Origin of the sequence: Sphingobacterium sp. BIGb0165, from assembly GCF_024810095.1 — a bacterium.
Taxonomy (GTDB): Bacteria; Bacteroidota; Bacteroidia; order Sphingobacteriales; family Sphingobacteriaceae; genus Sphingobacterium; species Sphingobacterium detergens.
In genome coordinates this window covers 222282-238254 of the sequence record NZ_JANUEB010000010.1, presented here as the reverse complement: position 1 = coordinate 238254, position 15973 = coordinate 222282, and the positions used below count along the sequence as shown (strand labels likewise).

Below are 15973 nucleotides of genomic sequence, written 5' to 3'. Positions count from 1 at the left end.
TAAATCGTTCTGCCCTTTCAAAATGCCACATACTGCAGGTCTATATCATGAGGTGGATTAGATTGTGTTCTAGAAAACTTATGCTCTTTAGTAAGAAATTCGAACAGTGCAGATCATGTAACAATTCTGTAACTAAATATTACCTCTGGACAATAGAATTAAACTTTATATACGAAAGAAATGAATTTAGAGCCATCCTTTTATTATTTTTTCATAAAACAAGAAGAAACAATACATAAAATTTTAGTTATCAGTTTATATTTATCAGTTTTTTATCTATTTTTAGGTTCAATATCCAATTGCAGTTAATTTTAACAGCCTAAAATGGATCAATTATAAAACAACTAATCCAACCAACATGAAAGAACAGAATTCATCAAGGCGTGATTTCATTAAAAAATCAGTGGTAGGTGCTGCAGCATTTTCTATTGTACCACGCTTTGTACTTGGAGGCCAAGGCTATCTTGCTCCGAGTGATCATCTAACCAAAGGAGTAATTGGCGTCGGAAATATGGGCCGTGGACACTTCGGTTATGCCGGAACAAAAACAGTTGCCATTTGTGACGTTGACAAAAGCCATCTTGCGGCTGCACAAAGTGACTTGGGTGGCGGTGTAAAAGAATACCACGATTTTAGAGAATTAATCAAATCTCCAGAAGTAGATATTGTCCACATTGCTACTCCGCCGCACTGGCATGGTCTTATGTCTATAGAGGCTGCCAAAGCAGGAAAAGATATTTGGTGTGAAAAGCCAATGACGCGTACTATTGGTGAAGGTAAGAAAGTGAAAGAAGCCATTGCACAACACGGGAATATGTTCCGTTTGAACACCTGGTTTCGCTTCAAAGATGATTTTTATGGAATGAATGTACCTGTTAGTAAAATCAAAAAACTAGTAGATACAGGCATGTTGGGTTGGCCATTAAAAGTAACAATAAGTAAGCATACAGGATTTGACTGGAAATTCTACTGGGTAGGAAAAGAAAACTTACCAGAAGAACAAGTTCCCGCGGAATTAGATTACGAATTTTGGTTAGGTCCAGCACCATATAAACCTTACAATAAACATCGCGTACACACGACTTTTAGAGGATATTGGGATTATGATGGTGGTGGATTAGGTGATATGGGCCAACATTATATGGATCCTGTACAATATTTCTTAGGCAAGGACAATGAAAGCCCTGTGAGTGTAGATGTGGATGCACCACAACAACACCCAGATGCTGTTGGCACCTGGAGACGTATTACTTTCACTTATGCTGATGGTTGTCAGATCATTTTAGATGGTGAGGCCAAAGATGAAAAAGCGGCTTATATCGAAGGACCTAAAGGTAAATTATATAAAGGATTTGCATCTGATATTCCTGATCTGGAAAGAAAACTGGCACAATACCCTGAGCCGGCACCGCAAATCACCGACTTTTTGGAATCTGTCCGGACACGCGAAAAATTCGCCCTCAATGAAATAAATGGACACCGCTCCTGTACATTGGTTAATATGGGATTAGCAGCACTGCGCCTCAACCGCTCATTAAAATACGATTCTCAAAATGAGCAGTTTATTGATGATGACGCTGCAAATCGTTTAATTCACCAACCAATGAGAGGTCCTTGGTCTATCTAACAATTATAATCCGATGAAATATCATGAACCAAAAAAGCCATCAGAACACTGGATGGATAACAGTAATCATGGTAGCTTCATGCCGATAAAAGATAAATAATCTCAATGAAAAAGATATTTAATTCGCTGGCTGTATTGCTTCTCATCTCGAGTGCCTCATATGCCCAGCAACCGCAAAATAGAACCACAGCTACCAAAATAGCTGATGTGCTGGCTCAGCAACCCGCAGAGGAAAAAGAAAAGTTTCTGCTCGCCATGCACGAGCTGGAAGGATTTACTTCCGATGACATCGTTGCTTTCCTTAAAGGCCTAAAAGCTCCAGGAAGTAATAATGCTCCAATTGAATTTGCTGCCAACAGCTATTCTTTTTATGTAAATCAGCCTGGAAAAGAGCAACAAAAAAAGATATTTGTTGAAGGTTTAGCAAAATCCATCGCACAACTGAGCGAACCTACAAATCAAGTTTTCGCTTTACGTTTACTGCGCCAGTGCGCAGATAACTCTGCAATCTCAGCTGTGGCAAATTGTTTAACGAACGATAATCTAGCCGATGCAGCTGCAAGAACTTTGGTCTCTATCCGTACCAGCGAATCAGCTGCAGCATTGGAAAAAGCATTAGCAGCTTCTACAACGGAAAAAACTGCAATCGCTATTGTTACAGCATTAGGTGATTTAAAGGTTACGAATGCTGAAAATGTTATTTTGGATTTCACCAAAAAATATAACTCCGATGCATTCCAACGCACGGCATTGATCGCACTAAGTAAAATTGGTGGTACAGCCTCCGCTTCTTTATTTCAAAATAAATTGAACGATGCAGCGTACAGTTACGATAAATTTGATGCTGTCGGACTAGGTATTGACTATGCGCAATCACTGATCGAGAATAAGCATGATCAAGAAGCGATCAAATTCCTGAACAAATTCTTCCAGGAATCACAAAAAGCGAAATCCATCAACGGACAATTTGCTTCATTGAAATTATTGGCTGTCATCAATCCAGGTAAGCAACAAAAAAATCTACTGTCTGCAGTAAAGAGTGATAATGGTGCATACCGTAACCTTGCGTTGCAATTACTCGGTAAATATGGTAAGGGTAGTGATGCTAAAAGCCTGCTGGCTCTAGCGAGTAAGGGTACACCAGAGGTGCAGGAAAGTGTCCTAAACTATCTCGCACACAACGGATCTGCGAGCAGTTTAAACGCAATCCAGGCCTTGGTCGGCAAAACGACTTCGCCAGTGACAAAATTAGCAGGATTAAGCGCGATCAATACCCTTTCACAGGGCAAAGAGACCAATATCCTAATACAGGCCTTCGATGCGGATCAAGAATTTAACAATTCTGTTAAGGCGCTTATCCTATCTTCAAAGGATGCTAATGTGATCAATGATGTCAATACTGCCCTCGCTTCTGTTGATGACAGCAAAAAAGTTCAGTTATTGGATATATTGAGCAAACGCTCCAATAATGCTTCTTCAAAAGCTGTTCTAGCAATCAAAACAACAAATCCAACGGTAGAAGAAGCTATAAATAAAGCTTTACCTAATGTGGCTCAGGAATCTGATCTTGAAGAACTTTTCAATCGGTTGAACAATACCACTGATCCGAAATCGGCAGCATTATTGCAAAAAGCAGTTGTCAATGTTGTTCAATCAAGCCCTAATGCAAAGGGATTAACAGGAAAATTAGCTGCAAATATTTCAAAATCAGCTGCTCCTAGTGCTGCAAAATACTTCCCTATTTTTGCTGGACTTGGTGACGATCAATCATTGCAAGCAGTCGGCAATTACATAAATAATAATAATCCGGAATTAAGGGCTGCAGCCATTACATCGTTGTCAAGTTGGTCATCCGCTAATGCACTTCCTAAACTAGTATCCTTATCAAGAACAGAAAAAGATGACAACCTATTCAATACGGTTTACAGAGGATTAATCAAATCGATTTCATCTTCGGCTAACTCGGCTGATCAAAAAACACTTTTATTGCGTGACGCATTTAGTGTTGCAAAGACAGCAGAACAGAAGAAGGCTGCACTTTCAGCTCTTCAACCAACAGGTACTTACCAAGCTTTTATTTTTGCTGCGGATAAAATGGCTGATTCACAGCTGGGAGAAGCCGCTGCTAATACAGCCATGAATATTGCCATGGACAATAAATACTATGGTAGCAAAGTCAGAGAAGTTCTAGAACAGGTAATTGGCAAACTGTCCGGTAGCGAGAGTGGTTACCTGAAAGAAGCGGTCGTTCGCTACCTTTCTGAAATGCCGGTAAAAGAAGGTTATGTATCACTTTTCAATGGTAAGAACCTTAGCGGCTGGAAAGGATTAGTCGCTGATCCAATCAAACGAGGTAAAATGAACGCCAAAACGCTGGCAACCGAACAAGCGAAAGCAGACGAGATCATGCGCAAGGGCTGGTCTGCCTCAAATGGAGAGATTGTTTTTAGTGGAAAAGGAGATAACCTTGCTACCATAAAACAATATGGAGATTTTGAGATGCTTGTAGACTGGAAATTAGAGAACTATGGTGGTATAGAGGGTGATGCCGGTATTTACTTGAGAGGTACTCCACAAGTACAAATTTGGGATATCGCCAATACGAGAGTTGGCGCTCAAGTAGGCTCGGGGGGATTGTACAACAACCAAAAAAATGAAAGCAAACCGCTCAAGGTTGCTGACAATGCTACAGGCGAATGGAATACATTTAAAATCAAAATGGTCGACGATAAAGTCACAGTTTGGTTAAACGGTCAATTGGTCACAGATAATATTCCACTTGAAAATTATTGGGACAGAAATCAATCCATTTTCCCAACGGAACAGATCGAACTCCAAGCTCATGGCTCAGTTGTTTACTACAGAGATCTTTTCATTAAGGAATTTCCTAGAAAGCAGATTTTCAAAATAAGCGACCAAGAGAAAAAAGATGGTTTTGAGGTGCTATTTGACGGAACAAATCTGGACAAATGGACTGAAAACAAAGCTTACATCATTAATGATGAAGGTTATATCTGGGTATACCCTAATGCTAAATTTGGCGGGAACTTGTATACAAAAGAAGAGTACTCAGATTTTATCTATCGCTTTGACTTCAAATTGACACCAGGAGCTAACAATGGTGTCGGTATACGTGCCCCGTTAGAAGGTGATGCAGCTTATGAAGCTATGGAAATCCAAGTTCTTGATAATGATGCCGATGTCTATAAAGATTTAAAACCTTACCAATATCATGGCTCTATCTACGGTGTAGTAACGGCCAAAAGGGGTTACCTAAAACCATTGGGCGAGTGGAACTCCGAAGAAATCTATGTAAAAGGCAACCGTGTTAAGGTAACCTTGAACGGTACTGTCATTGTCGATGCTGATATTGCTGAAGCCAGTAAAAATGGTACGTTAGATGGTAAAGAGCATCCAGGTTTAAAACGTACAAGTGGCCACCTTGGTTTCTTGGGACATGGAACTGAAGTATTCTTCAAAGACATTCGAGTAAAAAAGCTCAAATAGTTTTACGAAGTGTAAAATAAAGGGGATAAGGGATCTTATCCCCTTTTTTCTAAACGACCGGCTTGTTTGACAAGTGAGAAAAATAACCGAATGATTCCAAAACTTTTATTAAATTAAGGTTCTAGGATTCTAATTCAAAATATGATGTTTTATGACAAAAGCCGTGAACTTACTGATTAACAAAAAATTGGATAGTAAACCTGAAAAGAAAAATCTATTCAATAAACTTTCTATTATCAAATTAATAGCCGAATTAGGATCTGTATCAGTAAACGACATTGTAAAAAATCTCTCCCTAAGCCTTCCTACAGTCAACAGCCTGATTGCTGAACTATTGGAGGACAATATTATCCGTCAATTTGACAAGGGAGAATCTATCGGTGGTCGCAAACCAAACCTATATCGGCTGTGTGATGGATTGTTCCAGGTGTTATGTATCGAGCTGCAACGCTTTTCCATCACACTGAGCATCATGGATAACAACCAAAATATAGTTGCTGAAACTGTAGAACAGGATAATGAATTGTCGCGCAATGCTGATAATCTCCATGATATTACGCAGATTATCGATCAATATTTGTTAGAAAAATCAGTAGATACGGAAAATTTAACCGGACTGATCATTAGCATGCCAGGTCTAATCAATGCTGAGGAGGGAACTAATGAAACATTTCTGCATGACACATCGCAATCTATTACAGCTTACTTCGAGAACAAATACAGCAAACCTGTTTATATACTCAATGACGTAAAAGGCGCCGCATATGCAGAACTAAAATTTGGTCTGGCCAAAAACACGAGAAATAGCCTCATTATTTTAATGGATTGGGGAATAGGTCTTGGAATAGTTTCCAATGGTGAAGTTTATCTCGGACGGGACGGTTATTCCGGCGAGGTGGGCCATATGCCATTTATTGATAATGGTGAATTGTGTTATTGTGGGAAAAGAGGTTGTCTGGAAACAGTAGCTTCGGGAATTGCCCTGGTCAACAATGCAAAACAGGAGATCCAAAAAGGTGAACTTACCAAGCTCAATGAATTACATAAGGAAGAGTTGGATCACCTAACACCAACTCATGTGATCGAGGCTGCTAATAAAGGTGATCAATTTGCCATAAACCAAATTTCTAAATTGGGAACAAATCTAGGTAAAGCTTTCGCTTCCCTGATCCAGCTGCTCAATCCAGAACTTATTGTACTTGGAGGTAAAATTGCCAAAGCCAACGAGTTAATTACAATCCCGATACAACAGGCGATCAATTCGTATACAATGGCGATATTAAAAGAACATTGTGATATAAAAGTATCGAGTTTGAATCTGGACAGTAATACAGTCGGTTTGACAAACTATTTTATCACAAAGTATTTGTCTGTCGAATTGCTCCAGAAATCCAAAATCTAAAACTGACCTGTACTCAATAATACCAGAGTACAGGCTCTTTCAGTTTTAATACCATTTTCCATAGCTAACTGCTCAAACTCAGCATTCTCAGCCCCCGGATTAAAGATTATACGCTTTGGTTTCGTCGCCAAAATATAGTTATAATATTCCTTTTGATTCTGCTCCCCAAGATACATGGTCACTGTGTCTATATCAGTACGCACGTCTCCTTTCTTCTCGATAGGCACACCAGCCACTTCTCCCCCGCTCAAACCGATGTTAACAATATCATGTCCGTGCTTACGGAGCATATTCGCTGCCTTATTTGAATAACGCGAAGGGTTCGTACTCGCACCTAAGATTAATGTCTTTTTCATCCTTATACTTATTTTTTCATCAACTATACAGCGCAAAGGCATTTACACAGCCTTCATCGGTATTGGAGTTTTAATCCTGTAGTTTCCCTTTGAATACGCTGTTTTTATTTTTTACAGCGATTAGGGGAATGGATCTATTCATCAATAATAAAATCGCCATGGGTACTGTAGGCATTCTTACGTAAAACTGGCATCCCCAAAATTTTATAAAGTTCATCCAATTTCACTAAGCTCCCATTTGTCATATTGGAGAGTAAAACAATCACAATATTCCTTTTCAGATCCCGTACATAAATGTGACGAAAACCGTGCCACCATCCTGTATGATAGACAATATGATCGTTTCCATGTTCAAATGTCCGCCATCCATAGCCATAGCTAAAAATGCCTTTTTTGGCATCAGGGTAACCACGATAAGCTGAATCCAAGGTTGATTGCTTCAACAATCGACCATCCCGCAGTGCCAGATCAAAGCGATATAGGTCACGTACTGTACTGTAAACTCCCTTGTCACCCAATGGGCCATCTTGAAAATTCTGTACAACAGATCTTCGCCAGACTTTATCATGACCAATAACATTGGTTGGGATCTTATCGTAGACAGCCTTTGACAATGCGGCGGTATTCGTCATACCTGCAACATTGAAGACACTATCTTTCATATAGGTCGCATAATCCTGCTTCGACACCTTTTCGATAATAGCCCCTAAAACCATAAAGTTGGAATTATTATAGAAAAAACGACCACCCGGAGCACCATATCTATTCGGCTTAAATTCCGTCAGCATTTTCATAACATCCTGATTCGTCATTCCTTTTTTTCGATCGGGCCAGTGGTCTTCGGAAAAATAGACATAGTTAGGTAAACCCGAGCGGTGGGTCAACAGCATTTTTATGGTAATACCGGGATACGGAAAATCTGGATAAAAATCATTGATCGTGTGATCCAGACGCAATTTTCCAGCTTCAACCAACTTCAATATACCTACAGCCGTTATTGGTTTGGTGACTGAAGCCAATTCAAACTTATCATCAATTGCCAAGCTATCGCGTTTCAGATAATTGGCCCAGCCAAAAGTATTTTGATATAGAATTTTTCCATCCTTTGCCACCAGCACGTTTCCATTGAATGCAGCCTTTGAATGCAAGTTTTTCATAAAGGCATCAATCTTTGGATCTGCATCCTGGGGATTGTAAATGAGTCTTGTACTATCTATTTTTGCTTGTGCTATCGCCGCCTCTTTTTGTTTTTTCTCTTTTGAACTACAAGCGATTGTAGATACGAACAAAAGAGCTGCCATTCCCTTTAAAAAAAATAATTTCACGTATTGCTTCTCCTGGATTTTCTATATTGTGTTATTTTTGCCTATTTCACAAAGCCAATTCTGCACCTAATTTTTTACACGATACCTATATCACAATCATTCTATTCTACTCTGATTAAGGTGTATTCTTTTTGATTTTCAATAAAGAATCGCGTATAAAGATAATAATGCTAAAATGAAGATTTTAGTATAAAAAAACGAATTTTTAGAACAAAAAAAGCCACTTTATTACTAAAGTGGCTAATATTTTATTGGCTTGCGGAATCTATGCTAGTAATCTAACTGGATTTTCTACCAATGCTTTTAAGGTCTGTAAAAATGCAGCACCTGTTGCGCCATCTACCACACGGTGGTCACAGCCCAAAGTTACTTTCATTACGTTACCAGGAACTACAGCACCATTTTTCACAACAGGAACAGCTTGGATAGCTCCTACTGAAAGAATAGCACCATCAGGAGAATTAATGATAGATGTAAACTCATCTATTCCAAACATCCCTAGGTTGGAAACTGTGAAAGTAGATCCTTCCCAATCCGCTGGCTGTAATTTTTTAGCTTTCGCTTTTTGAGCAAAATCTTTCACCTCTGCAGAGATGTGAGATAATGATTTACCATCAGCAAAACGTACTACAGGAACTAACAAGCCATCTTCAACTGCCATAGCCACACCAATGTTGGTATGTTCGTTGAAACGGATTTTATCTCCTTGCCAAGACGAATTTACTGCTGGGTGTTTTTTCAATGCGACAGCAACGGCTTTCACCACGATATCATTGAATGATACTTTTACTGGAGCGATCTCATTGATTTGTGCACGAGCAACCATTGCATTATCCATATCGATAGAAACTGTCAAGTAGAAATGCGGTGCAGTAAACAGTGACTCTGCCAAACGACGCGCGATTGTCTTACGCATTTGGTTGACAGGTTTCTCTGTATAACGTTCTTCACCAACATACGTAGGTAAAGTAATTGCTTTTGTTTCTGTAGCAGGAGCCGCTGCAGCTGCTGTTGCAGCAGGTTTCGCCGCAGCAGGAACAAAAGATTCAACATCTTTTTTCACGATACGACCACCATCTGCTGATCCTTTGATATCGCTCAAGTTGATGCCTTTGTCTTTTGCAATCTTACGTGCTAATGGAGAAGCCTTTACACGAGCATCGTCATTTGTAGCAGATGCTACTGGAGCCGCAGTTGCAGTAGGAGCTGAATCAGCCTTAGGTGCTTCCGCAGTTTCCGCTTTTGCAGGAGCAGATTTCTGATTCAATAAAGGTGTAATATCAGTTCCCGCAGGACCAACAATAGCAATAATATCATTTACTTTTGCTGCTTCTCCGGCTTCAAGACCAACATACAACAATGTACCATCAGCATAAGCTGTAACTTCCATTGTCGCTTTATCTGTTTCTACATCAGCGATAGCGTCATCAGATTTGATCGTGTCACCAACTTTGAAATTCCATTGCGCAATAACACCTTCTTTCATGGTATCACTTAACAATGGCATTGTGATCACAGTACATCCCAATTCCTCGGCTGTAACTGTACTAGCCGAAGATTCTGGACCAGAAACTTCTTCGGCTTTTTTTTCTTCAGTTTTTTCTGGTGCTTTCTCAGCTGCAGGAGCATCACCGCTCAACAAAGCTTGAAAATCTTCACCAGGTTCACCCAAAACAGCAATAACAGCATCGATCGCTACTGCTTCACCTTCTTTAGGGCCAATATATAAAAGAGTACCTTCTTGGTAAGACTCAAAGTCCATTGTAGCTTTATCTGTTTCAATTTCAGCTACTAAATCACCAGAATTTACTTTATCACCAACATTTTTGTGCCATTTTGCGATGACCCCTTCGGTCATTGTGTCGCTCATTTTGGGCATTCTTACTACTTCAGCCATTCTGTATTATATTATCAAGTTAAAGAGTATTAATCTAAAATAAATGGATAGTCTTGTTGTACATAAACATCTTTGTACAATTCGTCTGCAGTTGGATAAGGAGAATCTTCCGCAAATTTCACCGACTCATCAACTACTTTTTTCACATCAGCCTCAACCTCAGCAAACCAAGCATCATCCGCATATTTGTTTTCCAAAATAGCATGTTTGGTAGCCAATAATGGATCGCGATCTTTATACGCTTCTAATTCCTCTTTCGTACGATATTTCGCTGGGTCAGACATTGAGTGTCCTTTATAACGGTAAGTACGGATTTCTAAGAATGTAGGACCTTCGCCAGCACGAGCACGTTGAACAGCTTCGTCCATTGCGTTGTGTACAGCAACAACATCCATTCCGTCAACAGGAGCAGAAGGCATATCAAAACCTAATCCCATTTTGTAAATGTCCTGCATGTTAGTTGTACGTTGTACTGAAGTACCCATCGCATAACCGTTGTTTTCACACACGAAGATAACTGGGAGTTTCCACAACATCGCCATGTTTAGTGTTTCGTTGAATGCACCTTGACGTACAGCTCCATCGCCCATATAACAGATATTTACATTATCTGTACCAAGATATTTCTCAGCAAATGCGATACCAGCACCTAAAGGAATCTGACCACCGACAATACCATGGCCACCCATGAATTTATGTTCCTTAGAAAAGAAGTGCATTGAGCCTCCTTTACCTTTTGAACAACCAGTGATCTTTCCATATAATTCAGCCATACAAGCATTTGCAGAAACGCCTTTAGCCAAAGCGTGGGCGTGATCACGATAAGCAGTGATTAAAGAATCCTCAGGTTTGATAACCGACATCGTTCCAGCGACTACTGCCTCTTGTCCTATGTACAAGTGACAGAAACCACGAATCTTTTGCTGTCCGTAAAGTTGACCTGCTTTTTCTTCAAACTTACGCATAAGTAACATAGACTTATACCACTCCAAATATGTCTCTTTTGTTATAGGTGTTGAACTCATTTCAAAGTTTTGATTTTCTTACAATTCTAGACTACAAATCTAATAATTTTGGATGAATTTCCTTGGTCAAAAATCAATTTTATTTATACTTTAAGACACTTCTAAGACATTTGATTTAAAGTAAATAGCATTTTCCAGCAAATAAATGAACGGCACAATCAAATAAATCAAAAACTTATGAAAATAAAAAAGCCAAACGACTTAATAATCATTTGGCTTTATCTATTTTATACAAATTGTTTGCTAGCGCAGTTTTTGGATAAGCTCACTTTCAGTAACCTTCACCTGCTCCCCGCTTTCCATGTCCTTGAGTGATAATTGACCGGATGAAACCTCTTCATCTCCAACCAACAAAACGTAAGGGATTCCTTTTCCATCGGCATACCCCATCTGCTTTTTCAGTTTCACTGGGGCGGCATACAATTCAACAGCAATATTTTCTTTGCGAAGTTTATTGAGCAAACCTAGCGTATAGGTTTCAAGTTGTTTATCAAAATTGATAATCAATAGCTTGGTAGAATCCGCTTTATTTGCTGGGAACAAATTCAATTCTTCCAATACATCGTATATACGGTCAGCGCCGAATGAGACACCCACTCCTGTCAGATCCTTCAATCCGAACATTCCTGTAAGGTCATCATAGCGTCCACCACCACCAATACTGCCCATGGCAACTTCATTTGTCTTCACCTCAAAAATACAGCCTGTATAATAATTGAGACCTCGCGCCAATGTAATATCCAGATCGATAATCCGGGTCAATAACTCCGTATCCCCGCTCAACTTGGTAATATAATCAAAGACCTCTTCAATTTCAGCAATACCTGTCAAACCAATGGAAGAATCGGCCAGGATTGATTTTAATAACACAAGTTTCTCCCCATTTGAACCTTCCAATAAGATGATCGGTTTCAACAGATTCAGATCAGCTTCGGTAAAACCTCTTTCTAACAACTCTTTATTGACCCCATCCAATCCGATTTTATCCAACTTATCAATGGCGACAGTCATATCGACAATAAGTTCTGGCTTTCCGATAATTTCGGCGATACCAGAAAGAATCTTCCGGTTGTTGATTTTAATATTAAAATCTTTCAACCCAAAACGTTCGAAAGCCTCTTGATAAATCAGAATAAATTCAGCTTCATTCAGCAAGCTTTCTGATCCCACCACATCAACATCACATTGGTAAAATTCACGGTAACGGCCTCTTTGCGGACGATCCGCACGCCAGACCGGTTGTACTTGAAAACGCTTAAATGGTAAGGAGATATCATTTTGGTGCATCACAACGTAACGCGCAAAAGGCACCGTCAGATCATATCTTAGCGCTTTTTCAGAAATATGAGGAATTAGCTTATTCGAATTTTTATCTTGTAGCAGGCTATCTGGAGCTTTTGTCAAATAGTCTCCAGAATTAAGGATCTTAAAGATCAATTTATCACCTTCATCACCGTATTTACCTGTTAAGGTCGTTAAATTCTCAAATGAAGGCGTCTGTATTTCATTGTAACCATATTTTTTAAACACAGCTTTCAATGTGTCAAAAATATAATTACGTTTGATCATTTCGGAAGGCGAAAAATCACGGGTACCTTTCGCCAAAGAAGGTTTTACTGTTGCCATATCCGGCAAAGTTAATATTTAGCGGGGACTAAATAAATTAAAGAATAAAAATCCTTTATTCTACTTCCAAAATCTTGAGAAATTCGCAGGCTTTTTCCGCTGCTAATTTTTCAGCCGACTTTTTATTAAAATCGCGTCCCAGACCACATACAACTCCATCTACAACGGCTTCGACACTAAACATCTTCGAAGATTCACCCTCTGGATTATCCGTTTGTTGAAATAGGATTTCTTTTCCGGTATGCTGACACCATTCGATCAATCGACTTTTGAAATTAGTTTCGGTCTGCTCCAGCAGTTGGATATCAACATGTGGTTTAATAATACGATTTAGGAGAAAGCTTTTTGTAAACACATAGCCTTTGTCCAGATACACCGCACCAATCAGCGCTTCAAATGCATCACCTAACAACGACCCCTGTTTGTTCGGGAAACTGATCATTCGGGCATCGAACTGTATCATTTCGTTGAATCCTAGTTTTCTGGAAAGTTGGTTCAGGTTTGCACGACTCACGATTTTGGAACGCATCTCGGTTAGGAAACCTTCGTCTTTATACGGATATTTCTTGAACAACAATTCGGCAACGACAGAACCTAAAACAGCATCACCCAAGAACTCCAGGCGTTCATTACTATTCTTAGCCCCTTCTTTGATTGTTACTGCAACAGACTTATGTCTAAATGCCATCTTGTACAAATGCACATTCCCGGGAACAAAACCTAGTAGGTTTTTTAGTTTCTTAACATATTCCCGATCCGGCGAAATATATAACTTGTATATCCTTGAAAAAGGCATCTCATCTAAAAATAAGGCGACAAGTTCTAATTAAAGAACCTGTCGCTAGCTCATATTACCAAACCATGTTTGAAGGATCAAACATTAAGCTTTATATTTTTTTACAATCACGGTAGCATTGTGGCCACCGAATCCAAATGTATTACTCAACGCCGCATTCACCATACGTTTTTGCGCCTTGTTGAAAGTAAAATTCAATTTATTATCAATTTCCGGATCATCTGTGAAGTGATTGATTGTCGGTGGGACAATATCATTTTGCACAGCTAAGATCGAAGCGATAGTTTCTATAGCCCCCGCAGCACCCAAAAGGTGTCCAGTCATCGATTTAGTTGAACTGATATTCAATTTATATGCGTGTTCACCAAACAGGTCAACAATAGCCTTTGTTTCACTGATATCGCCGACCGGTGTAGATGTTCCATGGACATTGATATAATCAATATCTGAAAAATCCATCTCCGCATCATTGACAGCCATTGTCATTGCCAGTTTAGCGCCCAATCCTTCGGGATGCGAAGCTGTGATATGGTGTGCATCTGCACTCATTCCACCACCTGCAATCTCTGCATAGATTTTTGCACCACGTGCTAAGGCATGCTCTAAGCTTTCTAAGATCAAGGCACCTGAACCTTCACCCGAAACAAAACCATCTCTGTCTTTATCAAAAGGACGGGAAGCTGTTTTGGGATCATCATTTCTTGTTGACAAAGCATGCATAGCGTTGAATCCACCGATTCCAGCTTCATTGACTGTAGCTTCTGATCCACCGGTAACAATCACATCTGCTTTTCCCATACGAATATAGTTGAAAGCATCAATCATTGCATTGGTAGCAGAGGCACAGGCCGACACTGCTGAAAAGTTGGGACCGCGAAGGCCATGACGCATTGAAATATGTCCTGGAGCAATATCAACGAGCATCTTCGGAATAAAGAAAGGATTGAAACGCGGTGTTCCATCTCCCTTTGCAAAGTTGGCAACTTCTTCTGTAAAAGTTGTCAGACCTCCAATTCCTGAGCCCCATATTACTCCGATACGATTTGTATCTAATTTTTCAAAATCTAAGCCAGCATCTTTAATTGCCTCATCAGTAGACGCAATTGCATACTGTACAAAAGGATCGACTTTACGAGCTTCCTTACGATCCATGAAATCATGTGGATCAAACCCCTTTACCTCACACGCAAACTGAGTTTTGAATTTTGACGCATCAAAATGCGTAATAGGAGCAGCTCCGCTTACACCATTTATTAACGCCTCCCAGTATTCTGAGACGGTATTACCAATTGGTGTAAGGGCGCCTAATCCTGTTACTACTACTCTTTTAAGCTCCATTTATTACGATTAGCCTAATTAAATTAGTTAGTTAACGTTTTTTTCTAAATAAGCGATTGCTTGACCAACAGTACCAATAGTCTCTGCTTGATCATCAGGAATAGCAACGTTGAATTCTTTTTCAAACTCCATGATCAACTCAACAGTGTCAAGTGAATCAGCACCTAAATCATTAGTGAATGAAGCTTCTGGTGTTACTTCGTTTTCGTCTACACCTAATTTTTCAACGATAATTGCTTTTACTCTTGAAGCGATATCTGACATGATTTTATAGTTTAATTGTTTAATAAATCTGTGCAAAGAAAAATAAATTTCATCAAAATTCAAACCTAAATTGATATTTAGATGAAAGTCACCATGTTAGGCGACCGAACTTATTCGCGTCTTATACTAGCTAACCCACTCTATATTAACTTAGTTCAAGTATAACAAAAATTATTTTGTATTCCAAACGCTCAGCTAATTAACTCAAATTTTACACAAAAAGTATATTCCCACCTTAAAATTATTAGTACCTTCGTTAGCATAAGGACATATATTTTAGAAAAAAAGTGGTCAATAAGTTAGTAGCAAGGTTAGACATGGATATGGATGAAGAGTTAGATTTCACCCTACTCGCCATCACCTGCCCGCTTAAAGATTACCGCCTCTGCCATTTTATCAACAAAGTGACAAACCTGGATTTTTCCAGAGGCAAGGAGAGCAAATACGACCATGACGGCCGCCCGAAAAACAAATCAGAAGAAGAGCTTGAATATCATATCATCCTTGACTTAAAGAAAAAAATAAGCTATCACTTCACTGCTTTTCATTATCTCAGTCCGGATTCCGACACAGATTATTTTCTTATTAACAATAAAAGTATTGAGGGAACCTTTTTAATTCCCGAAAACCCACATTTTGATTTCTTTGTCATCATCAAAAATTACATCTGCGAAGACGATGTTGAACATATAATCAAAAGGATCAGCAAATTACCGGAAGTGGTCATTGCAAAAGAAATATCACCAAAAATATTGAAATCTAAAGAAAATCTCATATTTTAGCAGACTGTAGGTTAGTGTAGCAAATACA

12 protein-coding genes are annotated in these 15973 nt (G+C 39.2%); 4 read left to right on the top strand and 8 right to left on the bottom strand.

The genetic code is table 11. From position 1 onward, the window contains the following. The first annotated feature begins 358 nt into the window (after nt 1–358). From M2408_RS22535 to M2408_RS22525, 3 genes are all read left to right on the top strand, one after another. Entirely contained in the window at nt 359–1627 is a 1269-nt protein-coding gene (locus M2408_RS22535) for a Gfo/Idh/MocA family oxidoreductase (RefSeq protein ID WP_259186824.1), read from the top strand. Between the two features lie 105 nt (nt 1628–1732). Beyond that, entirely contained in the window at nt 1733–5134 is a 3402-nt protein-coding gene (locus M2408_RS22530) for a DUF1080 domain-containing protein (protein ID WP_259186822.1), read from the top strand. A gap of 151 nt (nt 5135–5285) precedes the next feature. Further along, nucleotides 5286–6536: an ROK family protein gene (locus tag M2408_RS22525; RefSeq protein ID WP_259186821.1), complete on the top strand. Its 1251-nt coding sequence runs from the start codon at nt 5286–5288 to the stop codon at nt 6534–6536. Here the strand turns inward: M2408_RS22525 and M2408_RS22520 are convergent. From M2408_RS22520 to M2408_RS22485, 8 genes are all read right to left on the bottom strand, one after another. Next, entirely contained in the window at nt 6533–6892 is a 360-nt protein-coding gene (locus tag M2408_RS22520) for a CoA-binding protein (RefSeq protein WP_259186820.1), read from the bottom strand. The two genes, M2408_RS22525 and M2408_RS22520, sit on opposite strands and share 4 nt — an antisense overlap. Nucleotides 6893–7026: 134 nt before the next feature. Further along, nucleotides 7027–8193, bottom strand: coding sequence for a serine hydrolase (locus M2408_RS22515; RefSeq protein WP_259186818.1), 1167 nt, complete (start codon nt 8191–8193; stop codon nt 7027–7029). A 289-nt stretch (nt 8194–8482) separates the two neighbouring features. Next, nucleotides 8483–10114, bottom strand: a complete 1632-nt coding sequence (locus M2408_RS22510) for a pyruvate dehydrogenase complex dihydrolipoamide acetyltransferase (RefSeq protein ID WP_259186817.1) — start codon at nt 10112–10114, stop codon at nt 8483–8485. 29 nt (nt 10115–10143) lie between these two features. Beyond that, nucleotides 10144–11139, bottom strand: a complete 996-nt coding sequence (gene pdhA / locus M2408_RS22505; RefSeq protein ID WP_259186816.1) for a pyruvate dehydrogenase (acetyl-transferring) E1 component subunit alpha — start codon at nt 11137–11139, stop codon at nt 10144–10146. A gap of 243 nt (nt 11140–11382) precedes the next feature. Beyond that, on the bottom strand, nt 11383–12765 hold the full coding sequence (hisS, locus tag M2408_RS22500) for a histidine--tRNA ligase (protein ID WP_259186814.1): 1383 nt from the start codon (nt 12763–12765) through the stop codon (nt 11383–11385). 55 nt (nt 12766–12820) lie between these two features. Next, on the bottom strand, nt 12821–13561 hold the full coding sequence (rnc, locus tag M2408_RS22495; RefSeq protein WP_120261762.1) for a ribonuclease III: 741 nt from the start codon (nt 13559–13561) through the stop codon (nt 12821–12823). Between the two features lie 84 nt (nt 13562–13645). After that, complete coding sequence (fabF, locus tag M2408_RS22490; protein WP_259186812.1) at nt 13646–14899, bottom strand: beta-ketoacyl-ACP synthase II; 1254 nt, start codon at nt 14897–14899, stop codon at nt 13646–13648. A 27-nt stretch (nt 14900–14926) separates the two neighbouring features. Continuing rightward, entirely contained in the window at nt 14927–15163 is a 237-nt protein-coding gene (locus M2408_RS22485; protein WP_028070665.1) for an acyl carrier protein, read from the bottom strand. A gap of 287 nt (nt 15164–15450) precedes the next feature. Between M2408_RS22485 and M2408_RS22480 the strand changes: the two genes are divergently transcribed. Then, entirely contained in the window at nt 15451–15945 is a 495-nt protein-coding gene (locus tag M2408_RS22480) for an IPExxxVDY family protein (protein ID WP_259186810.1), read from the top strand. Nucleotides 15946–15973 lie beyond the last annotated feature (28 nt).

What these genes read in the sequence shown, in the direction of transcription:
- M2408_RS22535 (WP_259186824.1), top strand. Translation starts at nt 359, where the DNA reads ATGAAAGAACAGAATTCATCAAGGCGTGATTTCATTAAAAAATCAGTG.
- M2408_RS22530 (WP_259186822.1), top strand. Translation starts at nt 1,733, where the DNA reads ATGAAAAAGATATTTAATTCGCTGGCTGTATTGCTTCTCATCTCGAGT.
- M2408_RS22525 (WP_259186821.1), top strand. Translation starts at nt 5,286, where the DNA reads ATGACAAAAGCCGTGAACTTACTGATTAACAAAAAATTGGATAGTAAA.
- M2408_RS22520 (WP_259186820.1), bottom strand. Translation starts at nt 6,892, where the DNA reads ATGAAAAAGACATTAATCTTAGGTGCGAGTACGAACCCTTCGCGTTAT.
- M2408_RS22515 (WP_259186818.1), bottom strand. Translation starts at nt 8,193, where the DNA reads ATGGCAGCTCTTTTGTTCGTATCTACAATCGCTTGTAGTTCAAAAGAG.
- M2408_RS22510 (WP_259186817.1), bottom strand. Translation starts at nt 10,114, where the DNA reads ATGGCTGAAGTAGTAAGAATGCCCAAAATGAGCGACACAATGACCGAA.
- pdhA (WP_259186816.1), bottom strand. Translation starts at nt 11,139, where the DNA reads ATGAGTTCAACACCTATAACAAAAGAGACATATTTGGAGTGGTATAAG.
- hisS (WP_259186814.1), bottom strand. Translation starts at nt 12,765, where the DNA reads ATGGCAACAGTAAAACCTTCTTTGGCGAAAGGTACCCGTGATTTTTCG.
- rnc (WP_120261762.1), bottom strand. Translation starts at nt 13,561, where the DNA reads ATGCCTTTTTCAAGGATATACAAGTTATATATTTCGCCGGATCGGGAA.
- fabF (WP_259186812.1), bottom strand. Translation starts at nt 14,899, where the DNA reads ATGGAGCTTAAAAGAGTAGTAGTAACAGGATTAGGCGCCCTTACACCA.
- M2408_RS22485 (WP_028070665.1), bottom strand. Translation starts at nt 15,163, where the DNA reads ATGTCAGATATCGCTTCAAGAGTAAAAGCAATTATCGTTGAAAAATTA.